Source organism: Pseudomonas benzopyrenica (genome assembly GCF_036884265.1).
GTDB classification, from domain to species: domain Bacteria; phylum Pseudomonadota; class Gammaproteobacteria; order Pseudomonadales; family Pseudomonadaceae; genus Chryseomonas; species Chryseomonas benzopyrenica.
In genome coordinates this window covers 67,588-88,331 of the sequence record NZ_CP145723.1, presented here as the reverse complement: position 1 = coordinate 88,331, position 20,744 = coordinate 67,588, and the positions used below count along the sequence as shown (strand labels likewise).

At 67.0% G+C, this 20,744-nt stretch carries 18 protein-coding genes and 1 pseudogene; 12 read left to right on the top strand and 7 right to left on the bottom strand.

Features of this window, described 5'->3' with window-relative positions:
- Positions 1-205 precede the first annotated feature (205 nt).
- The 4 genes from V6W80_RS00410 to V6W80_RS00395 all read left to right on the top strand — a co-directional run bounded on the left by V6W80_RS00410 (position 206) and on the right by V6W80_RS00395 (position 5,124).
- The gene (locus tag V6W80_RS00410; RefSeq protein ID WP_338545584.1) at positions 206-1,708 is read left to right on the top strand and encodes an efflux transporter outer membrane subunit; all 1,503 of its coding nucleotides are present in this window, start codon (positions 206-208) and stop codon (positions 1,706-1,708) included.
- Entirely contained in the window at positions 1,705-3,861 is a 2,157-nt protein-coding gene (locus V6W80_RS00405) for an FUSC family protein (RefSeq protein ID WP_338545582.1), read from the top strand. Before V6W80_RS00410 ends, V6W80_RS00405 begins: the two co-directional genes overlap by 4 nt.
- Positions 3,851-4,051: a DUF1656 domain-containing protein gene (locus tag V6W80_RS00400; RefSeq protein ID WP_007160208.1), complete on the top strand. Its 201-nt coding sequence runs from the start codon at positions 3,851-3,853 to the stop codon at positions 4,049-4,051. The genes V6W80_RS00405 and V6W80_RS00400 overlap by 11 nt, the downstream gene beginning before the upstream one ends.
- A 173-nt stretch (positions 4,052-4,224) precedes the next feature.
- The gene (locus tag V6W80_RS00395; RefSeq protein ID WP_338545581.1) at positions 4,225-5,124 is read left to right on the top strand and encodes an HlyD family secretion protein; all 900 of its coding nucleotides are present in this window, start codon (positions 4,225-4,227) and stop codon (positions 5,122-5,124) included.
- A gap of 317 nt (positions 5,125-5,441) precedes the next feature.
- On the opposite strand, the gene V6W80_RS00390 is transcribed toward V6W80_RS00395, so the two are convergent.
- The 3 genes from V6W80_RS00390 to V6W80_RS00380 are packed head-to-tail and all read right to left on the bottom strand — an operon-like array spanning position 5,442 to position 6,122.
- A complete protein-coding gene (locus V6W80_RS00390) occupies positions 5,442-5,603 on the bottom strand; it encodes a DUF1328 domain-containing protein (protein ID WP_007160206.1) in 162 nt (53 codons plus the stop codon).
- Positions 5,604-5,632: 29 nt separating this feature from the next.
- Positions 5,633-5,857, bottom strand: coding sequence for a hypothetical protein (locus tag V6W80_RS00385; RefSeq protein ID WP_338545580.1), 225 nt, complete (start codon positions 5,855-5,857; stop codon positions 5,633-5,635).
- A gap of 10 nt (positions 5,858-5,867) precedes the next feature.
- Positions 5,868-6,122, bottom strand: coding sequence for a hypothetical protein (locus tag V6W80_RS00380; protein WP_007160204.1), 255 nt, complete (start codon positions 6,120-6,122; stop codon positions 5,868-5,870).
- Positions 6,123-6,565: 443 nt separating this feature from the next.
- Here V6W80_RS00380 and algB point away from each other — a divergent pair, with 443 nt between their 5' ends.
- Positions 6,566-7,915: a sigma-54-dependent response regulator transcription factor AlgB gene (gene algB / locus V6W80_RS00375; protein WP_338545579.1), complete on the top strand. Its 1,350-nt coding sequence runs from the start codon at positions 6,566-6,568 to the stop codon at positions 7,913-7,915.
- Positions 7,912-9,702: an ATP-binding protein gene (locus tag V6W80_RS00370; protein WP_257704886.1), complete on the top strand. Its 1,791-nt coding sequence runs from the start codon at positions 7,912-7,914 to the stop codon at positions 9,700-9,702. The genes algB and V6W80_RS00370 overlap by 4 nt, the downstream gene beginning before the upstream one ends.
- Positions 9,703-9,986: 284 nt before the next feature.
- On the opposite strand, the gene V6W80_RS00365 is transcribed toward V6W80_RS00370, so the two are convergent.
- The 3 genes from V6W80_RS00365 to V6W80_RS00355 are packed head-to-tail and all read right to left on the bottom strand — an operon-like array spanning position 9,987 to position 13,282.
- On the bottom strand, positions 9,987-11,459 hold the full coding sequence (locus V6W80_RS00365; RefSeq protein ID WP_338545578.1) for an FGGY family carbohydrate kinase: 1,473 nt from the start codon (positions 11,457-11,459) through the stop codon (positions 9,987-9,989).
- Between the two features lie 40 nt (positions 11,460-11,499).
- Entirely contained in the window at positions 11,500-12,456 is a 957-nt protein-coding gene (locus V6W80_RS00360; protein ID WP_338545577.1) for a transketolase family protein, read from the bottom strand.
- Entirely contained in the window at positions 12,446-13,282 is an 837-nt protein-coding gene (locus V6W80_RS00355) for a transketolase (RefSeq protein WP_017641541.1), read from the bottom strand. The genes V6W80_RS00360 and V6W80_RS00355 overlap by 11 nt, the downstream gene beginning before the upstream one ends.
- A 336-nt stretch (positions 13,283-13,618) precedes the next feature.
- Here V6W80_RS00355 and V6W80_RS00350 point away from each other — a divergent pair, with 336 nt between their 5' ends.
- The 6 genes from V6W80_RS00350 (at position 13,619) to V6W80_RS00325 (ending at position 19,967) form a co-directional block, all read left to right on the top strand.
- Complete coding sequence (locus V6W80_RS00350) at positions 13,619-14,614, top strand: ABC transporter permease (RefSeq protein ID WP_430707777.1); 996 nt, start codon at positions 13,619-13,621, stop codon at positions 14,612-14,614.
- 56 nt (positions 14,615-14,670) lie between these two features.
- On the top strand, positions 14,671-15,603 hold the full coding sequence (locus V6W80_RS00345) for a sugar ABC transporter substrate-binding protein (RefSeq protein ID WP_338545576.1): 933 nt from the start codon (positions 14,671-14,673) through the stop codon (positions 15,601-15,603).
- Between the two features lie 98 nt (positions 15,604-15,701).
- Positions 15,702-17,207, top strand: a complete 1,506-nt coding sequence (locus V6W80_RS00340; protein WP_338545575.1) for a sugar ABC transporter ATP-binding protein — start codon at positions 15,702-15,704, stop codon at positions 17,205-17,207.
- Positions 17,208-17,221: 14 nt separating this feature from the next.
- Positions 17,222-17,986, top strand: coding sequence for an SDR family oxidoreductase (locus tag V6W80_RS00335; protein ID WP_338545574.1), 765 nt, complete (start codon positions 17,222-17,224; stop codon positions 17,984-17,986).
- A 54-nt stretch (positions 17,987-18,040) separates the two neighbouring features.
- A complete protein-coding gene (locus tag V6W80_RS00330; RefSeq protein WP_007160194.1) occupies positions 18,041-18,841 on the top strand; it encodes an SDR family oxidoreductase in 801 nt (266 codons plus the stop codon).
- 175 nt (positions 18,842-19,016) lie between these two features.
- Complete coding sequence (locus tag V6W80_RS00325; RefSeq protein ID WP_338545573.1) at positions 19,017-19,967, top strand: sugar-binding transcriptional regulator; 951 nt, start codon at positions 19,017-19,019, stop codon at positions 19,965-19,967.
- A 48-nt stretch (positions 19,968-20,015) separates the two neighbouring features.
- Here V6W80_RS00325 and V6W80_RS23890 read toward each other — a convergent pair.
- Positions 20,016-20,612: pseudogene (locus tag V6W80_RS23890) on the bottom strand (methyl-accepting chemotaxis protein); the annotation flags it as partial.
- Positions 20,613-20,744 lie beyond the last annotated feature (132 nt).

The window sequence follows — 20,744 nt, the reverse complement described above, 5'->3', positions numbered from 1 at the left end:
TTATTTCAGTATGTGAAACAAAGATTCGCCGGTTGGCGCGCTAATCGACCCTCCTGGAATTTTATAGAATCGTTAGCAGCCTAATGGTAACCCCAGCGGCCTCCTCGTCCGCTGGCGTCCTCTTCAGTTCCAGCTCATCCCGCCGACCCGCCGCGCTTCTCTGACGCGAATCCGGAGTATGGCCCTGTTGCAAACGGACCTCCAAGTGTCGCCTTTCTCTAGCAGAGCCTGGCCTGCGCTCACGGTGGTCGCCCTGGCGACCCTGCTGGCCGGCTGCATCGGTACCGGTCACAACGCGCCCCAGGCGCAGCGCCTCGACGATCAGGCGCTGGCCACCGACGCTGCCATCCGTGCCGCCGCCGGGCAGGCCGCCTGGCCCGAGCGCCAGTGGTGGCGCGCCTATGGCGATCCCCAGCTGGACGCCTGGATCAGCGGCGCCCTGGCCGATAACCCGCGCCTGGCCACGGCCGCCGCCCGGGTGCGCCGCGCCGAATCCCTGGCCGGCCTGACCGAATCCCGCGAGGCCCTGCAGGTGGAGGCCAAGGGCGCCTTCAAGCGTTACAGCTGGCCCACCGACGGCTTCTATGGCCCCGGCGAGCTGGCCGACCGCACCACCTGGAACAACAACGCCGAGCTGGGTCTGAGCTACGCCCTAGACTTCTGGGGTCGCGAGCGTGATGCCAGCGCCCAGGCCCTGGACCAGGCCCACCAGGCCGCCGCCGAGGTACGCGCCGCCGAGCTGGAGCTGACCGGCAACATCGTCCGCAGCTATATCGGCTTCGCCCTGCACCATGACCAGCGCGACATCCTCGCCGCCACCCTGGAACAGCAGCGGCAACTGGCCGACCTGGCCCAGCGCCAGCTGGACGGTGGCCTCGGCACCCAGTTCGAGGTCAGCCAGGCGCGTGCCCTGCTGCCCGAGACCGAGCGTCAGCTGGAAGCCCTGGACGAGACCCTGGCGCTGGATCGCAACCAGCTCGCCGCCCTGGCGGGCAAGGGCCCGGGTGCCGGCGCCCGCCTGCAGCGACCGCGACTGACCCTGGGCGCCGCACCGCGCCTGCCCAGTGCACTGCCACTGGAACTGGTCGGCAAGCGTCCCGACGTGGTGGCGCGCCGCTGGCAGATCGCCGCGGCGGCCAAGGGCGTGGACGTGGCCCGCGCCAGCTTCTATCCCAATATCGATTTGGTGGCCAACGTCGGCCAGTTCCTCACCCTGGGCCGTCTCAGCGAGATGCTGACCCACGCCAAGACCGGCTCCTTCATCGGCCCCGCCTTTTCGTTGCCGATCTATGACGGTGGCGCCCTGCGCGGACGCCTCGGCGCGGAATCGGCAGCCTACGACCTGGCCGTCGGCGCCTACAACCAGACCCTGGTGGACGCCCTCAAGGACATCTCCGATGCCCTGATCAAAGCCGACTCGGCGGCCAGGCAGGCCACCCTTGCCGACCAGGCCAGCCAGGAAGCCCAGCGCACCTACGACATCGCCCGCGAGGCTTTCCGTCGCGGCCTGACCGACTACCTGCACGTGCTCGACGCCCAGACCCGGCTGTTCGCCCAGCAGCGCATCACCGCCCAGGTGCACGCTCTGCGCCTGGCCGCCCAGGCCGGCGCCCTGGTCGCCCTCGGCGGCGGCGCGGACCTTGAACGCGGCCCAGGCGACCACGACCTGGTGCCGGCCCGCGTCGCCGTTGAGCGGGCCGCACGGTGAGTACCCACGTTGCCACCCACTCGCCACTGCGCCAGGCCCTGGGCGCCTGGGCACGTAGCGATGGCAGCCTCTGGCTGTACCAGGCCAAGATGCTGCTCGCAGCCAGCCTGACCCTCTGGCTGGCCATGCGCCTGCAACTGCCGCATCCCAGCTCGGCGGTGATCACCGTGTTCATCGTCATGCAGCCGCAGAGCGGCCAGGTGCTGGCCAAGAGCTTCTATCGGGTGATGGGCACCCTGCTGGGACTGGCTGTGATGCTGGTACTGATCGCCCTGTTCGCCCAGGAACGGGTGCCCTTCCTGATCTTTCTGGCGCTGTGGATCGGCCTCTGCGTGGCCGGCTCGGCGCGCTACCGGGACTTTCGCAGCTATGCCTGCATGCTGGCCGGCTACACCGCCGCGCTGATCGGCATCCCTGCCGCGCTCAATGCCGACACCGCCTTCATGTCGGCGGTGATGCGGGTGCTGGCCATCACCCTGGGCGTGCTCTGCAGCGGCGCGGTGAGCGCGGCGGTCTTTCCGCAGACCAGCGCCACGGCCATGCGCGCGACCCTCTATCGGCGCATGGGCGGCTTCGCCGGACTGGCCGCCGACGTCCTGCGCGGTCGTCTCGACCGTGCCTCCCTGGAGGCCGCCGGAGTACGCCTGGCCGCCGAGGCGGTAGGACTGGAAAGCCTGCGCAGCGCCTCGGCCTTCGAAGACCCGCACATGCGCATGCGCAGCGGGCGCCTGGCCCGTTTGAATGCCGAATTCATGGGTCTGACCACCCGCCTGCATGCCCTCAGCCGGCTGTTGATGCGCCTGCGCGAGCGCGACGCCCAGGTGCCCCTGACAGCCCTCGAACGCCTCTGGGCTCCCCTGCTGGAGCTGTTCGAGGAATGGCGCGGTCAGGCGCTCACCGACCGTGCTGCCCTGGCAGCGGCGGCGCGTCTGGAACAGCTGCACCAGGGTCTGCGCCCGCGTATTCGCGCCCTGCGTGCCGAGCTGCCGCCCCTGAGCGAACCCGACCGGCGCGACTTCGAGACCGCCGTGGAGCTGCTCTTTCGCTTCACCGGCGAATGGCACGGCTATCTGCAGACCCACGCCTCCCTGGCGGCGCCGCGGCACAGCCGCGAGCAGTGGAAGCCGCGCTTCGTGGCCAAGGCCAATGCCCTAGGCGCCGCGGTCACCGGCATCCGCAGCGCCTTTCTGGTGCTGGTGCTGGGCGCGTTCTGGATCGCCAGCGCCTATCCCAGTGGCGGCATGCTGGCGCTCAACGCCGCGGCGGTCTCGGCGCTGGCCTCGGCCTCGCCCGATCCCAAGCGCACCGCCCTGCAGATGGCCGTTGGCGCCAGTGGCGGCGTGGTGCTGGGCTTCTTCCTGACCTTCTTCGTCTTTCCCTGGATCACCGGCCTGCCGCTGCTGCTGCTGACCCTGGCACCGGTGTTCATGCTGGGCACCTGGATTTCCCTGCGGCCGGGCTGGATGGGCTATGGCCTGGGCTGCCTGGTGTTCTTCTGCTTCACCTCGATCCCCGACAATCCGCCGATCTACGACGCCTACGCCTTCATCAACAACGGCATCGCCGTGGTCTTGTCGATGGTGATCACCGCGGCGGTCTCGGCGGTGCTGCTGCCACCCAACAGCCCCTGGCTGTGGCGCCGCCTGGAGCGTGACCTGTGCCAGCAGCTGGTGCGGGCGGTCAGCGCCCCCCTGCCACACCTGGCGCCGGCCTTCGAGGGCCAGACCCGCGATCTGCTCAACCAGGCCTATGGCGTCAGCGCCGGGCGGGGCGAGGCGCAGCGACGCCTGATCGGCTGGGCCTTCGCGGTTCTGGAGATCGGTCACGCGGTGATCGAGCTGCGCCAGTTGCAGGCCCACCTGCCCGCGGCCCCGCGCTATGCCGAGAGCAGCGCCTGGCGCCAGGCCATTCGGGTGCTCGGGCGCGCCCTGGTGCGCCTCTTCCTCAAGCCTGGGGCGGAAAATCTGCGCCGGGCCCTGGCTGCCGTGGACGCTGCCCTGGCCACCGTGGCAGCCGTGGCCGAACCGCCGGAACTGCCCTATGACGAGTCGCCCCTGCGCCAGGTGCAGAGCGATCTGCACTTCATCCGCAGCGCCCTGCTCGATCCCCAGGGGCCGTTGGCCCGCTATCACGAGATCTCCCATGCCCCGTGAAATCGCCTTCCATGGCCTCTACCTGCCCACCGTGACGGTGCTGTTCCTGGTCGCCGCCCTGCTCGCCTGGGCGCTTGACCGGGTGCTGGCCGCGGTCGGCCTCTATCACGTCGTCTGGCATCCGGCGCTGCTGCGCCTGGCCCTGTTCATCTGCCTCTACTGCGCCCTGGCGCTGTGCGTTTATCGCTAGTGTGGTGTTCCAGAAGTTATCTACACAATTTTGGCGGCGCTTTTTCGGCCTGGACGTCGTTGCCACTCCTCGCCATAGCCCTGCTATGACTCGTCGCGGCGCCTAGCCCAGACCTAAAAATCACTCGCCAATTCTTGTGCGAACTCCTGAACCACCACACTAGGACTCCTGCCATGATCCTCAAGAAACTCTTCGGCGTGCTCTTTACCCTGCTGGTGGTCTGCCTGGCGCTGATCCTCGGGCGGCTGCTCTGGGTGCACTACATGAACGACCCCTGGACCCGCGACGGCCGGGTGCGCGCCGAGGTCATCACCATCGCGCCCGACGTGGCGGGCCTGGTAACCGAGATCGCCGTGCGCGACAACCAGTGGGTCAACAAGGGCGACCTGCTGCTGCAGATCGATCCGGAGCACTACGAGATCGCCGTGCATCAGGCCGAGGCCACAGTCGCCGCGCGCAAGGCCACCCTCGCCATGCGCCAGCAGAACGCCCGCCGCCGTGCCGACATCGACAGCCTGGTGGTTTCCCGCGAGAACCGCGAAGACGCCAGCAGCGCCGCCCTGGCCGCTGAGGCCGATCTGCGCCAGGCCCAGGCCCAGCTGGAATCGGCGCGCCTCAATCTCAAGCGCACCCGGGTGCTGGCGCCGGTCGACGGCTACGTCACCAACCTCTCGGTGTTCAAGGGCGATTACGCCGCCGCGGGCGCGCCCAAGCTGGCCGTCATCGATGCCCACTCGTTCTGGGTCTACGGCTACTTCGAAGAGACCAAACTGCCCCATGTACGGGTGGGTGCTTCCGCCGAGATGCGCCTGATGAGCGGCCAAACACTCCAGGGCCATGTGGAAAGCATCGCCCGCGGTATCTACGACCGCGACAATCCCCAGAGCCGTGAACTCACCGCCGACGTGAATCCCACCTTCAACTGGGTACGCCTGGCCCAGCGGGTACCAGTGCGCATCGCTCTGGATCCGCTACCGGAGGGGCTGCTGCTCGCAGCCGGTACCACCTGTACCGTCGTACTGGAAGACGCTCGCGGTGAGCGCACCTGGTGGGATGCCTTCTGGCAGGGCTGAGTCCGTTCCGCCCAGTCGTTTTTCCTTGCTCTGAAACGACAACACCCCTGACGTCGGCGGGTTTCGTTGACGACGAAACCGGTCGAATTCAGGGGTGTGGTCGTAACCAGCCCAGTCCGCTACGAGTGCGAAAGTACTCCCTGTACTCTTGGAACCCTCCCTAACTGCAGAGCGTCCCGACCATGTGGCCCTTGCGTCTCGGGTGAGGAGACGACTTCGAGGTTGCTCATTGAATCGGCTTAAAGCTGCAATCCGATGACAGAGCCTCAGCCGCCGGTCGTCACGACCGGCAGCCTGTCTTGCTCATGGGGCTGGCGTCAGGGACGACGGCGACCCATGAAGAACGACACCACGAACAACACCAGGAACAGCACGAACAGGATCTTGGCGATACTGGTGGCGGTACCGGCGATGCCACCGAAACCCAGGACGCCTGCGATGATCGCGATGATCAGGAAAGTGATAGCCCAGCTCAGCATGGTGTTTCTCCTATGTATTACAAGTGCACTCAGCGGACGACAGCACCTGTCCAGCGAGCATTGGTTTTATTAGCGAAATCCTGGGTATCCAGACTCGCCATCCGTGGTTCCACAGCGGTCAGATCGAGATCCAGACCATTGAGGTTGTGCGTCTGATTGAGCGCACGACCCATCATCAAAGCACTGAGCAACATACCGATGCTCATGACCGTCACTGCAGCGAACAACCCAATCACCAGCAGCATCCACATCATGGTCATGACCTCAGAATACCCAGCGGGTCTGCTTCACCAGACGGTCACCGTTGGACTGTGCCGGGATGGCTTTGAGTTCCCCACGACCTTGACTTGCCAGCGGCTTGGCTGCAGGCACCATGGCCTGGGCAGCGATGCGGGTAGAGGCGATGAGTGCCTGTTCGCGACTGACGTCCTGGCCCTGGGGGGCAGCGACGGCGGCGCTGGCGAAGCAAGCGAAGAGCGCAGTACCTACCAAGTGCTTGCGAAGGGTCTGGCTGATCATCGGGTCTCTCCTGCAGTCCGTTGGCCCTAAGGCCGGCTTGCCAAGGAGATTGCAGACTGCGTGCCAGCTTTTTGAAAAGCTTTTTTATCTTATAAAACAATGGCTTATGTTTTTCACCGGGTGTAGCCACACATGCACCTTGCAAGGTGCAACGTCTGGAGCATTGCGTTTTGCATGATGGCCAGAGGGGTATTGGAGGGCGCCCGGTTGTTCGTTTACCAAGCGCAGCGGCGAAAGTGGCCATGAGCTTCCTGTCACCCGGCCAAAAAAGCGGATTTTTCCCCTGTTCAGCCCACCGGGTTGCGTTCTGCACGACATCACTGGTGGCTACGATGAATCGCCTAGTGGCCCAGCGGATTGCAACTTGCACGATGTATCATGGACTAATTGCCAGCCCTGCCCTTTAGTGCGTTTCGGCCCCTTGGGCCCGGAGTTTTCCCGTCATGGAACAAACCAGCGGTCGCATCCTCCTCGTGGACGACGAAGCCGCCATCCTGCGGACCTTTCGTTTCTGTCTGGAAGACGCCGGCTACAGTGTGGCCACGGCCAACAGCGCGGCTCAGGCCGAAGTCCTGCTCTTGCGGCAGGTCTACGATCTCTGCTTTCTCGATCTGCGCCTGGGTGCGGACAACGGTCTGGACGTGCTGCAGCAGATGCGTATCCAGGCGCCCTGGATGCGGGTAGTGATCGTCACCGCCCATTCGGCCATCGATACCGCGGTGGACGCCATGCAGGCCGGCGCTGCCGACTACCTGGTGAAACCCTGCAGCCCCGATCAGTTGCGCATGGCCGCGGCCAAGCAGCTGGAATTCCGCCAGCTCTCGGCGCGCCTAGAAGCCCTCGAAGGCGAGGTGCGCAAGTCCAGCGCCGGTCTGGACTCGCGCAGCCCAACAATGATGAGCATCTTGGAAACCGCCCGGCAGGTCGCCACCACCGACGCCAACGTGCTGATCCTCGGTGAATCCGGCTCCGGCAAGGGCGAACTGGCCAGGGCCATCCACGCCTGGAGTCGGCGCGCCAAGAAGACCTTCGTCACCATCAACTGCCCGTCGCTGTCCGCGGACCTGATGGAAAGCGAGATGTTCGGCCATACCCGTGGCGCCTTCACCGGGGCCAGCGAGAGCACCCTCGGCCGGGTCAGCCAGGCCGATGGCGGCACCCTCTTTCTCGATGAGATCGGTGACTTCCCCCTGGCCCTGCAGCCCAAGCTGCTGCGTTTCATCCAGGACAAGGAATACGAGCGCGTCGGCGATCCGGTGACGCGCCGTGCCGACGTGCGCATCCTCGCCGCCACCAACCGCAACCTGGAACAGATGGTGGCGGAAAACGAATTCCGCGAAGACCTGCTCTATCGCCTCAACGTCATCGTGCTCACCCTGCCGCCGCTGCGCGAACGCAAGGAAGACATCGTCGATCTCGCCGAGCGTTTCCTCGCCCGCTTCGTCAAGGACTACAACCGTCCCGCCCATGGCTTCAGCGAGGCGGCCCTGGAGGCCCTGCGCAACTATGGCTGGCCGGGCAACGTCCGCGAGTTGCGCAACGTCATCGAACGGGCCAGCATCATCTGTGGCCAGGATTTGGTGGACGTCAATCACCTGGGCCTGGGTGACAGCCCGGCCACCAGCAGCGCCGCCAGCGCGCCGCGGGTCGGCGAGGCGCTGAGTCTGGAGGCCCTGGAGCGCGCCCACATCGCCGCGGTGATGGCCACCAGCGAGACCCTCGACCAGGCCGCCAAGACCCTGGGCATCGACGCCTCCACGCTCTATCGAAAACGTAAGCAGTACGGGCTATGAAACTGCCGATCAAGCTGCACACCCGCCTCTTTCTTAGCATCTCCGCGCTGATCGCCGTAGCCCTCATCGGGCTGCTGGTGGGCCTGGTCAGCGTGCTGCATCTGGCCCGCGAGCAGAGCGTCCAGACCCGCAGCAACCTGGATTTCATCAACCTGACGTTGAACATGCGCCAGGAGCTGAGCAACAGCCTGTTCCAGATGCTCGATGGCGCTCCGGATCGACAATCCCTGGTCGCCGCCCAGCAACGCTTCGAGCAGAATCTGCAACTGGTCCAGGGCGAGATGCACAAGCCCGAACAGCTGGCCGTGCTGGAAGACGTCAAGCAACGCTATGAGCGCTTCGCCGATTACCTGCGGTCGCCGCCGGGCGGTTACAACCAGTTGCGCGCCGACCCGGGTTTCCAGCAAACCCTCGACGCCTTGCGCAATCGCATCTACGACCTGCAGAAAAGCTATGTGGTGACCCTGGAGCGCATGCAGGACGAGGCCCATGACCGGGCGGTGATCATCGCCATGCTGCTGGCGCTGATCGGCGTGGCCATCCTGGTCACCGGGGTGGTAACCGCCAACGGCATCGCGCGGCGCTTCACCGGTCCCATCGACGGCCTGGCCAAGGCCGCCGAGCGCATCAGCCAGGGCAATTTCGACGTCCAGCTGCCCACCTCCCAGATCGCCGAATTCACCCTGCTCAGTCGTCGCTTCGGCAACATGGCCCAGGCCCTGCACCGTCTCAGCCAGACCAATGTCGAGGCTCTAGTGGCGGGGCAACGGCGCTTGCAGGCGGTGCTCGACAGCATCGACTACGGCCTGGTGATCCTCGATCCCCAGGGCAACATCGAGCACGCCAACCCGGTGGCCTGCCGCCAGTTGGGCTGGAACGAGAACCACCTGGGCGAATCCCTGATCGCCGCCCTGGAACGCCCGGAAATCGAGGCGAGCGTGCAACGGGTGCTGGCCGGTGGCGCCCTGGATGCGGCGCCCGAGGACCTGGAGATCCGCGTCGACGACGAGGTGCGGCTGCTGGCCTGGAGTCTGACCCCGGTCAACCACGCCGACGGCCGCAGCGTCGGGGCGCTCATGGTGCTGCGCGATGTCACCGAGCAGCGCGCCTTCGATCGGGTGCGTAACGAATTCGTCCTGCGCGCCTCCCACGAACTGCGCACTCCGGTCACCGGCATGCACATGGCCTTTGGTCTGCTACGGGAACGCCTCAAGGTGGCGCCGGATTCCCGCGAGGCCTTTCTGCTGCAGACGGTGGACGAGGAAACCCATCGCCTGGTGCAGCTGATCAACGACCTGCTGGACTATTCCCGCCACCAGAGCGGCCTGCAGCGCCCGGAAAAGCTGCCGAGCGAAATCGGCGAATTGCTGGAGGCAGCCCGTGGTCGTCATGCCGACGAGGCCCGCGAGCGCGATGTCGAGCTGGCCGTCGAATTGCTGCACACGCCGCTGCCGCGGGTCAGCCTGGATCCCAAGCAACTGGGCCGGGTGTTCGACAACCTGCTGAGCAATGCCCTGCGCCATACCCCGGCCGGCGGCCGTATCGTCATCCAGGCCTTGCGCCAGAACGATCAGCTGCTGATGGCGGTGCAGGACAATGGCGAAGGCATCGCCTATGCACAGCAGGGCCGGGTGTTCGAGCCCTTCGTGCAGATCGGTAGCCAGAAGGGCGGCGCCGGCCTGGGCCTGGCCCTGTGCAAGGAAATCATCCGCCAGCACGGCGGTCGCATCGGCGTGGTCTCCCGCCCCGGTCAGGGCACCCAGATCTTCATGACCCTGCCGACCTGAGCCAGGCGGTACGGGCCGCCGTAGGTTGGGTTGAGCGCAGCGAAGCCCAACGGTGCGCAGCTCGAATCCGCATTGCTGGGCTTCGACGATGGAGCCGTCTCAACCCAACCTACGGTCTAGCCCCCTCTCCCCTTGGGTTGGGGTGAGGGCGCCCCTCGTCACGATGCCCCACTGGAAAAGGCTACGGGGCTGATCCCGCCAAATCGCGGCCATGGGCCGCTCCTACAGGAGCCGGACATCCTGTAGGAGCGGCCCATGGCCGCGATCAGTGGAACACCGGAATCCTACCGCAGCGTTCGCGCCAGCGCCTGACGCCAGCCGGCATAGAGTTCGGGTACGGCATTGGCGCGGGGTTCGTAACGGCGACGGGGTCGTTCGAGATCGGCCAGGGCCGCGGCGTCCTGCCACCAACCGAGGGCATGGCCGGCCAGATGGGCGGCGCCCAGCGCCGAGACCTCCGGCGACAGGCTGCAGATCACCGGCCGCTGCAGGAGATCGGCCTGGAATTGCAGCAGCCATTCGTTGCGCGTGGCGCCGCCATCCACCCAGAGTTCGTCCAGGGGCGTCGGACTGTCCTGCTGCATGGCGTCGAAAACGTCGCGGATCTGGTAGGCGATGGCTTCCAGCGCCGCGCGCATCAGGTGCGCCCGCCCGCAGTTCTCGGCCAGCCCGCAAAACAGCCCACGGGCTTCGGCCCGCCAGTGCGGCGCGCCCAGGCCTCCCAGCGCCGGGACGAAATAGACGCCACCGTTGTCCGGCAGCGCCGCGGCTTCCGCGGCCAGGGTCTCCAGCTCTCCGGCCCCGCCCAGCAGGCGCGCGGTCCAGCCCACGGCGGCGCCGGTGTGGACGATGTTGCCTTCCAGGGCAAAGGTCGGGGTCTCGCACAGGCGCCAGGCCAGGGTGGTAGCCAGGCCATGGGCGGACACCACCGGCTCAGCGATGGGTGTCATCAGCGAAGAACCCGTGCCCAGGGTGGCCTTGACCTTGCCCGGCACGAAACCGCCCTGGCCGAACAGCGCCGCATGGGAATCGCCGATCATGGCCAGGATCGGCAGACCGGCCGGTAACGGACCCTGGGCACGGGTCTCGCCAAAGTAGCCGGCACTGGGTCGGATCTCCGGCAACGCCGCCCGGGGAATGCCGAAGAGGCTCAGCAGCTGTGGGTCCCAGTCGCCGCCGCGCAGGTCGAGCAACTGGGTACGGGCCGCGTTGGCCGCGTCGATGAGAAAGCTCGTGCCACCACTGAGTTGCCAGAGCAGCCAGCTGTCCACGGTGCCCAGGCAGATGTCGCCGGCGGCGGCGCGGGCCGTGCCGTCGGGGATCTGCTCGAGCAGCCAGCGCCATTTGCCGGCGGAAAACATCGGATCCAGCGCCAGGCCGCTGCGCTGCAGGATCGTCTCGCCGTGACCGGCGGCGTGCAGGGCCTCGCACTGCGGCTGGGATCTCTTGCACTGCCAGCTCACCAGCGGACCGAGCAACTGACCGCTGCGGCGCTCCCAGGCCAGGGCGGATTCGCGCTGGTTGCTGATGGCGATGGCCGCCAGGGGCGCGTCCGTCTGCGCCAAGCAGTCGCCGATGGCGCCCTGCAGGGCCTGCCAGATGGCCAGGGGATCCTGCTCGGCATAGCCCGCCTGGGGATGCTCGACCGTGAGCGGCCGGGAACCCCGGGCCACGACTCGCCCGGCGCGATCCACCAGGATCGCCTTGGCATTGGTGGTGCCCTCGTCGAGGGCGAGGATCAGCGGTTCGGCGGCCATGGCAGCTCCTGTTGTTGTTCTTGTCCTAGGCGCCGGCGTATCAGCGCAGGCGCTGCACCGCAGCGACGATACCGGCAGCGTCGATGCCGTGCTTGGCGCGGGTCGGCCCGCGCGCGCCGGCGGCAGCATACTCGCCATCGGCGATGCCCAGGCGAATCAGCGGCACCCCCAGGGCGGCTTCGGCCATGACCTCGGCCACCAGACTGCCCACCCCGCCGTTGGCATTGTGTTCTTCCACCGTGACCACCCCGCCGCGGGCGGCGCAGAGGGCTTCCAGCAGGGCTTCACGCTGCAGCGGACGGATCGACGACAGGTTGATCACCTGGGCACTGATACCCTGCTCGGCCAGCAGCCGGGCGGCGTCCACCGCCTCGTGGACCACCGAGCCCAGGGCCACCAGGCTGACGTCGTGCCCCTGGCGCAGCACGTCGACCTGACCGGGGACGAAACGGTAGTCGGGGCCGTGCAGATCGGGCAGCGCCTTGCCATCCAGGCGGACATAGACCGGGCCGTCGTGGGCCAGGGCGTGCTCGACGATCTGCCGGCACTCGGCGCCGTCGGCCGGGGCATAGATTTCCACGTTGCCGAAGCCGCGCATCACGGCGATGTCGTCGAGGCTGTGGTGGGTACTGGCCAGGGGACCATAGCTGGCCCCGGCGTTGAGCCCGAACATCTTGACGTTGGACCTGTTGTAGCAGACGTCCACCTTGACCTGCTCGTTGGCGCGGGAGATCAGGAAGGGCGCGGCGTTGCAGGTCACCGCCACCTTGCCGGCCAGGCCCAGGCCAGCCGCCACCCCGACCAGGGTCTGCTCGGCGATGCCGACGTTGACCAGGCGCTCGGGGAAGCGTTTGACGAAAGGACCGATCTTGGCCGTGGAGGTGGAATCGCTGACCACTGGCACCAGGTCGACGCCAGCGTCCACCGCGGCGATGAAGGCCTCGACCATGACGCTGGCGAGATGGGCTTCGCCCGGGATCTGGGTATCAGTGGCCATGGTCGAGCTCCTCCAGTGCAGCGGCGATCTCGTCGCCCTTGGGCACCCGGTGGTGCCATTCGGGTTTGCCCTCGATGAAGGAAACCCCCTTGCCTTTGACGGTATTGGCGATCAGCACCTGGGGCTGGCCGCGGTGATCGCGCAACGCTTCCAGGGTCTCCACCAGTTGGGCCACGTCGTTGCCATCGCACTCGACCACATGGAAGCCGAAGGCGCGCCACTTCTCGGCCAGGGGCTCCAGCGGCAGGATCTCGGCGGTGGGGCCGGCCAGTTGCAGGCGGTTGTGGTCGACGATCACCGTGAGGTTGTCCAGCCGATACTTGGCGGCGGTCAGCGCCGACTCCCAGTTGGAGCCCTCGCCCAGTTCGCCATCGCCGGTCAGCACATAGACGCGGCGCGGACTGCCATCGCGCTGGGCGGCCAGGGCGATCCCCGTGGCGACCGGCAGGCCATGGCCGAGGGCGCCGGTGTTGAGCTCGATGCCGGGGGTCTTCTGCCGTACCGGATGACCCGGCAGGTGGGAATCGAAGTGCTGGTAGGTGTCGAGCCATTCCGGCGGGAAGTAGCCGGCTTCGGCCAGGCAGCAGTAGAGGCCGCCGACGCCGTGGCCCTTGCTCTGGATGTAGATGTCGCGCTGGGGATCGGCGAGGCGTTCAGGGGCGACGTCGAGCAGGCGGAAATAGAGGGTGGCGAGGATGTCGGTCTCCGACAGATCCGCCCCGGTATGGCCGCCGGCAGGCGAGCCGGCGTTGAGCTGGATGACGCGCCGGCGGATCAGCCGGGCCTTTTCGCGAATCTGCGCGACGTCGTACTGGAACGGATTCATCAGGCGACCCCCTCGGGTATCCGAAGCTGCAGTGGAGCAGACGCCTGCCGAGGTTTCAGTGGGCGTCTTATGAATATTTATTCGTCACTGAAAATATATTTATCATTTAGACCCCAATCCGCAGGGTCGTCAATAGCCAGGAAAGGCCATTGGCGATCTGGCGAGCGGATAGAATGCGTGGCGGGATGCGGGATTGCCGAAGCCATCGCGTTCGGCATACAGCGATGAAAAGGCGCTTGACTTCCACCCGGAACAGGCAGAGTCTGAATTAAAAATCAGGCACGCATAAATATTCAAGCGAGCCCTACACAAGAACAATAACCTCAGGAGAAGCTCGTGGACGCCAAAGCCCCGATCGCCTCGCCACCCGCCAAGCCCCTCGCCCGCCTGGCGCTACGCCTGCCCCGCAACGTCGGCGGTCCGCTGATCGGTCTGGCGCTGCTGATCGCCGTGTTCTCCTTTGCCTCGGAGTATTTCTTCTCCGTGCGCAACGCCCTCAACATCCTTGACCAGGTGACGGTGCTCGGCATCCTGGCCATCGGCATGACCCTGGTCATCGTCATCGGTGGCATCGACCTGTCGGTGGGCTCGGTGCTGGCCTTTTCCATGATGCTGCTGGGCTGGCTCTATCAGGACATCGGCTGGCCGCTGGGCCTGGCGATTCCCGCAGCCATCCTCGGCGGTCTGGTGTGCGGCCTGGTATCGGGAATGCTCATCGCCAAGGCACGGTTGCCCGCCTTCATCGCCACCCTGACCATGATGTCGGTGGCTCGGGGTCTGGCCAACATCCTTACCGACGGCCGCCAGATCGTCGGCTTCCCGGACTGGTTCACCAACCTGGCCACGGTGCGGCACTTCGGCTTCCTCTCGGTCACCGTCGGGCTGTTCCTGCTGATGCTGCTGGTGGCCTGGGTCTTCCTGCGCTTTCGCGCCGGTGGCCGCAACCTCTATGCCATGGGCGGCAGCGCCGAGGTGGCACGGTTGTCGGGCATCAAGGTGCGCACCCTCACCATCTGGATCTATGCCCTGAGCGGCGCCCTGGCGGGCCTGGCCGCGGTGGCCATGGCCGCGCGGCTGGATTCGTCCCAGCCCAGCGCCGGCCTGTCCATGGAGCTGGATGCCATCGCCGCGGTGGTGATCGGCGGTGCCAGCCTCAGCGGCGGCGTTGGCAGCATCGGCGGCACCCTGGTGGGCGTGCTGATCATCGGCGTGCTACGCAATGGCCTGAACCTGCTGGGAGTCTCGCCCTTCGTGCAGCAGGTGATCATCGGCATCGTCATCGCCCTGGCCGTCACCCTGGACACCCTGCGCCGCCGTAACGGGCAGCGATAGGTCTGCTCTGCTTCGTCTCGTCACCGCAGTACAACAATAACAACGGAGTGCCATCCATGCTGACCCCCAAGAAGCTGTTGCTCAGTACCCTGTTCGCCGCCATGACCTGCACCACTGCCTTCAATGCCCAGGCCAAGGAACTCACCGTGGGCCTGGCCGTGGCCAACCTGCAGGCCGACTTCTTCAATCAGATCAAGCAGGCCGTCGAGGCCGAGGGCAAGGCCAAGGGCATCAAGGTCATCACCGTGGACGCCCAGGGCAACTCGGCGACCCAGGTCAACCAGATCCAGGATCTGATCACCCGCCAGGTCGACGCCCTGATCTATATCCCGGCCGGCGCCACCGCCGCCGGTGTCCCGGTCAAGGCGGCCAAGGCCGCCGGCATCCCGGTGGTGGCGGTGGACCGCAACGCCCCCGACGCCCCGGGTGACACCTTCATCGCCAGCGACAGCGTCGCCGCCGCCCGCACCCTGGCCGAATACGTCGGCAAGGTCACCGAAGGCAAGGGCCGCGTAGCCATCCTCCAGGGCCAGATCGGCACCACGCCGGAAAACGATCGCGCCAAGGGCTTTGCCGAAGGCCTGGCCAAATTTCCCGAGCTGAAGGTGGTCGCCCAGCAGCCTGCCGAGTGGGCCCAGGACAAGGGCTTCGCCGTGGCCCAGGACATGCTCCAGCGTGACCCCAACATCAACGTCTTCTTTGGTCGCGCCGACGCCATGGCCCTTGGCGCTGCCCAGGCGGTCAAGGTGGCCAACCTCGATCATCCGGTGACCATCGTCGGCTTCGACGGCGACGTGGCCGGTCTCAAGGCGGTGGCCGCCGGCACCCTGTCCGCCACCATGACCCAGCAGACTCGCAAGATGGGTCGCATGGCCCTGGAATCGGCGGTGGCGCTCAAGGAAGGCAAGCAGCTGCCCAAGGAGCAGTTGCAGGAGGCGATCCTGACCACCAAGGATAACGTCGCCCCCTTCATCGAGAACCATCCGTAACAGTAGGACCAGTGGCGGGCAGCGCCCGCCGCATCCAGCCCATGCCTTATGTGCCTTGCAATGGAGGCACCGCTTCAGTTCCCCCCTTCGGAGGCCCCATGTCCGCCGTCATGCCCCTGGAACAGCCCGCCGCCCTCAGCCTGAGAAACATCGGCAAGAAATACGCCGGCATCGAGGTGCTGAGCGGGGTGGACGTCGATATCCAGCCCGGTGAGGTCCTGGCCCTGCTCGGCGAGAACGGGGCCGGCAAGTCCACCCTGTCGTCCATCATCGCCGGCCTGGTGCCGCCCGAGACCGGTGGGCGCATGACCTGGCTGGGGCGCGACTACGCTCCGGATTCTCCCGGCGCCGCCCTGGCCGCCGGCATCGGCCTGATTCACCAGGAAATCCGCCTGCTGCCGGAGCTGACCATCGCCGAGAACATGTTCGTCGGGCGCCTGCCCATGCGCGGCGGCCGTATCGATCGCGCCTTCATGGAAACCGAGGCCCAGCGTCAGCTGGATCGCCTGGGCTTGAAGGTACCCGCCACGCGCACTGTGGCCGGCCTCAGTGTGGCCGCCCAGCAGCTGGTGGAGATCGCCAAGGCGCTGACCCTCAAGGCGCGCCTCTTGATCCTCGACGAACCTACCGCGGCCCTGGGCGGCGAAGAGACCGAATTGCTGTTCGCCCAGGTCGAGCGGCTCAAGGCCGAGGGCGTGTCCTTCATCTATATCAGCCATCGCCTGGAAGAGATCGCGCGGATCGCCGACCGGGTCCTGGTGTTGCGCGACGGCCGCCAGATCGCCCTGCACGCCACCGCCCAGGTACCGGTGCGGCAACTGGTGGAAGAGATGGTCGGGCGCAGCGTGGAGCGCATCTTTCCGGCCATGGCCGCGCCCGCGGCCCGCGAGGTGCTGCGGGTCAAGGATCTCAGCTGCCGCGAGATGCCGCTCAAGCACATCGATTTCAGCGTGCGGGCGGGCGAGGTGTTCGGCGTGGCCGGGGTAGTCGGCGCCGGTCGTACCGAGCTGGTCCGCGCCATCGCCGGCGCCGCCGAGCAGGTCACCGGCACCTTGGTGCTGGAAGGCCGGACCTGCCGCTTCGCCAGTCCCTGCGAAGCCATCCAGGCTGGCATCGTGCTGGTGCCCGAGGATCGCAAGCAGCAGGGCGTGGTGGTCGACCATGCCATCGAGGAAAACCTCATCTATGGCAACACCGACCTGCTCGCCGCCGGTGGCTGGGTGTCCCCCGGTGGCCTGCGCGCCTTCGCTCGCAAGGCGGTGGCCCGGCTCGGCGTCAAGGGCCAGCCGGAGCAGGCCATCGCCGCCCTCTCCGGTGGCAACCAGCAGAAGGTGATCATCGCCAAGTGGCTGGCGCGCAATCCCAAGGTCTTCATCCTCGACGAGCCCACCCGTGGCATCGACGTCGGCGCCCGCGCCGCCATCTACCAGGTGATCGCCGAACTGGCGGCCACCGGCATGGCGGTGATCGTGGTCAGCTCGGACCTCGACGAGGTCCTCGGCCTGTCGCACCGAGTCATGGTGATGAGCCGTGGCCAGCAGATGGGCATTCTCGAACGCGAACAGGCCACTCCGGTGGCCGTGATGGAACTGGCTACCGCCTGACTAGGAGTTTTCCCATGCGTCTCTTCGATCTCGGCGGCCAGACCGCCTTCGTCACCGGTGCCGGCAGCGGCATTGGCCAGGCCATCGCCGTCGGCCTCGCCGAGGCTGGTGCCAATGTGGCCTGCTTCGACCTGCCCGGCAGTCGCGACCTCGCCGGCACCGTCGAGCGCATCCAGGCCCACGGCCGCCGCGCCCTAGCCTTGGAAGGCTCGGTGACCAGCGCCGCTGACCTGGAAGCCGCCGTGGCCCGCACCGAGGCCGAGCTCGGCCCCCTGAGTCTCGCCGTCAACAGCGCCGGCATCGCCAACGCCCAGCCGGCCGAGGAGCTGGAGCTGGAGCGCTGGCAGCGCATGCTCGACATCAACCTCACCGGGGTGATGCTCAGCTGCCAGGCCCAGGCACGGGTCATGCTGCCGCGCGGCAAGGGCGCCATCGTCAACATCGCCTCCATGTCCGGCAGCATCGTCAACCGCGGCCTGCTGCAGGCCCACTACAACACCTCCAAGGCCGGGGTCATCCACCTGACCAAGAGCCTGGCGATGGAATGGGCCGAGCGCGGCATCCGCGTCAACTGCATCAGCCCCGGCTACACCGCCACGCCGATGAACACCCGTCCCGAGGTGGCCGACCAGGTCAAGATCTTCGAGCAGACCACCCCCCTGGGCCGCATGGCCGAGGTGGAGGAAATGGTCGGCCCGGCGATCTTCCTCTGCAGCCCGGCGGCGTCCTTTTGCACCGGGGTCGATCTGATCGTCGATGGCGGCTTCGTCTGCTGGTAACAACCCGCTGGCGATCACGCGCGCCGGGTCGCCACCCGCTCTAGGAGGTTTCACGTGGAACGTCGCTTCGCAGGTCAAACCGTGGTCATCACCGGCGGTTGCCGGGGCATCGGCGAGGGTATCGCCGAGCGCTTCGGACGTGAGGGCGCCAACCTGGTGCTGGTCTCCAACGCCGAGCGGGTGCACGACACCGCCGCGCGGCTGGCCGCCGAGACCGGGGCCGAGGTGCTGCCACTGGTGGTGGACATCACCGACGAGGCGGCGGTGGCCGATCTCTATGCCCAGGCCGAGGCGCGCTTCGGTCGGGTCGACGTCTCGGTGCAGAACGCCGGGATCATCACCATCGATGCCTTCGACCGCATGCCGCGGGAAGACTTCGACCGCATCCTGCAGGTCAACACCACCGGTGTCTGGCTGTGCTGTCGCGAGGCGGCCAGGCGCATGGTCGCCGCCGGGCGTGGCGGACGCCTGATCAACACCAGCTCCGGCCAGGGGCGCCAGGGCTTCATCTACACCCCCCACTATGCGGCGAGCAAGATGGGCGTCATCGGCATCACCCAGAGCCTGGCCCACGAACTGGCGCGCCACGGCATCACGGTCAACGCCTTCTGCCCGGGCATCATCGAAAGCGAGATGTGGGACTACAACGACCGGGTCTGGGGCGAGATCCTGTCCACCCCGGAAAAGCGCTATGGCCAGGGCGAACTGATGCGGGAATGGGTCGGCAACATCCCCATGAAGCGCGCCGGCACCCCGGCCGATGTCGCCGGCCTGGTGGCCTTTCTCGCCTCGGCGGACGCCGCCTACATCACCGGCCAGGCGATCAATGTGGACGGTGGCCTGATCATGTCCTGATCGACCCCCGGGGACGCCAGGCCGCAAAAGCCTTGGCGTCCAGCGGGAGGCTGAGGGAAAATAGCGGGAAAATGCGCCTTTCTAACAGGTACGTGCCTGCTTTTCGGTGGTTCGTCATGGCCAGGCCGGCCTGGCGACCCTGGGCGCGACCTAGCCGCTGGTACCGGGAATCTGGATGAGTAACCTCGAAGAACAACGCCTGCTGACCAAGATCGCCTCCCTCTACTACGAAGAGGGACTCAAGCAGTCGCAGATCTCCGAACAGCTCGACCTGTCGCAATCCTTCGTCAGCCGCGCCCTGAGCCGAGCGCTCAAGGAAGGCATCGTGCGCATCTCGGTGCAGCGGCCACGCAATTTCCACCTGGAACTGGAGCGTCAGCTGCAGCAGCGCTACGGCATCCGTCAGGCCATCGTGGTGGAGCCCACCGGTGACGACGAAGAAGCCATCAAGCAGGCCATCGGCTCGGCCGCCGCCCACTACCTGGAAACCAGCGTCACCGAAAAGGACCACATTGGCATCTCTTCCTGGAGCTCCACCATCCGCGCCATGGTCGGCCACATGCACCGGGGCAGCAGTCGCCAGGGCGCGACCGAGGTGGTGCAGCTGCTCGGCGGGGTCGGCAACAAAGGGGCTTTCGAAGCCACCCTGCTGACCCAGCAACTGGCCAATCTGCTCGGTTGCCCGGCCTATCTGTTGCCGTCCCAGAGCATCGAGCAGTCACCCGAGAGTCGCCAGCGCATCCTGCAACTGGACGAGGTACGCGAGGTCACCGAACGCTTCGCCCGGCTCACCGTGGCCCTGGTCGGCATCGGCGAGCTGGAGCCTTCGCAGCTCCTACGCAACAGCGGCAACTACCATGGCGAGGCCATGCTGGAAGTGCTGGCCGCCCGCGGCGCGGTGGGCGACATCTGCCTCAGGTACTTCAACGCCCAGGGCCGGCCGGTGCTGGACGACAGTGAAGAGACCGTAGTGTCGGTGGACCTGCCGCAACTGCTGGAGATCGACCGCGTGGTGGGCCTGGCCGGCGGCCTGCGCAAGGTCAACGCCATCCGCGGCGCCCTCCAGGGTGGCTATCTGGATGTCCTGGTGGTGGATCTGCGCACGGCCCTGGCGCTGGTGCCTTGAGCGCCCCGCGCCGCTGAGGCGGGGCACGCCTGCGTTGTCTTGTGCTGCCTACAAGCGGAACTGCCGCACCGCACCATTCAGGTCACCGGCCAGGCGCGCCAGGTCGGTGCTGGCGGCGGCGGTCTGCTCGGCCCCGGCGGCGTTCTGGGTGGACAGGTCACGGATGCTGGTGAGGTTGCGATCCACCTCGCGGGCCACCTGGGCCTGCTCTTCGGTGGCGGCGGAAATGCTCAGGTTGCGCTCGGTGATCTGCACGATGTGGCGACCGATCTCGGCCAGGGCCTCGCCGGCGGCCGCGGCCACCGTCAGGCAGGCACCGGCCTGCTGATTGCTGGTGGCCATGGCGTCCACCGCCTTGCCCGCGCCACCCTGGATGGCGCCGATCATGTCTTCGATCTCACCGGTGGATTGCTGGGTGCGGGCCGCCAGGGCGCGTACCTCGTCGGCCACCACGGCAAACCCCCGCCCCGCCTCGCCGGCCCGCGCGGCTTCGATGGCGGCGTTGAGCGCCAGCAGATTGGTCTGTTCGGCGATGCCGCGGATGACGTCGAGCACCCCGCTGATGCGCTGCACCTGGGCGGCCAGGCCGTCGATCTCGCCGCTGCTGGAGGTCACCGCCGTGTGCAGCGCGTGAATGGTGGTGAGGGTCTCCTCGACCCGGCGCTGGCCAAGATCGGCCGAGGTGCGCGAATCCTGGGCGGCGGCGCTGGCGGCAGCGGCATTGCGCGCCACCTCCTCCACCGCAGCGGTCATCTGGTTGACGGCGGTGGCGGCCTG

Coding starts and splice junctions, on each gene's coding strand:
- V6W80_RS00400 (WP_007160208.1), top strand. CDS start 3,851: ATGCCCCGTGAAATCGCCTTCCATGGCCTCTACCTGCCCACCGTGACG.
- V6W80_RS00395 (WP_338545581.1), top strand. CDS start 4,225: ATGATCCTCAAGAAACTCTTCGGCGTGCTCTTTACCCTGCTGGTGGTC.
- V6W80_RS00390 (WP_007160206.1), bottom strand. CDS start 5,603: ATGCTGAGCTGGGCTATCACTTTCCTGATCATCGCGATCATCGCAGGC.
- V6W80_RS00385 (WP_338545580.1), bottom strand. CDS start 5,857: ATGATGTGGATGCTGCTGGTGATTGGGTTGTTCGCTGCAGTGACGGTC.
- V6W80_RS00380 (WP_007160204.1), bottom strand. CDS start 6,122: ATGATCAGCCAGACCCTTCGCAAGCACTTGGTAGGTACTGCGCTCTTC.
- algB (WP_338545579.1), top strand. CDS start 6,566: ATGGAACAAACCAGCGGTCGCATCCTCCTCGTGGACGACGAAGCCGCC.
- V6W80_RS00370 (WP_257704886.1), top strand. CDS start 7,912: ATGAAACTGCCGATCAAGCTGCACACCCGCCTCTTTCTTAGCATCTCC.
- V6W80_RS00365 (WP_338545578.1), bottom strand. CDS start 11,459: ATGGCCGCCGAACCGCTGATCCTCGCCCTCGACGAGGGCACCACCAAT.
- V6W80_RS00360 (WP_338545577.1), bottom strand. CDS start 12,456: ATGGCCACTGATACCCAGATCCCGGGCGAAGCCCATCTCGCCAGCGTC.
- V6W80_RS00355 (WP_017641541.1), bottom strand. CDS start 13,282: ATGAATCCGTTCCAGTACGACGTCGCGCAGATTCGCGAAAAGGCCCGG.
- V6W80_RS00345 (WP_338545576.1), top strand. CDS start 14,671: ATGCTGACCCCCAAGAAGCTGTTGCTCAGTACCCTGTTCGCCGCCATG.
- V6W80_RS00340 (WP_338545575.1), top strand. CDS start 15,702: ATGTCCGCCGTCATGCCCCTGGAACAGCCCGCCGCCCTCAGCCTGAGA.
- V6W80_RS00335 (WP_338545574.1), top strand. CDS start 17,222: ATGCGTCTCTTCGATCTCGGCGGCCAGACCGCCTTCGTCACCGGTGCC.
- V6W80_RS00325 (WP_338545573.1), top strand. CDS start 19,017: ATGAGTAACCTCGAAGAACAACGCCTGCTGACCAAGATCGCCTCCCTC.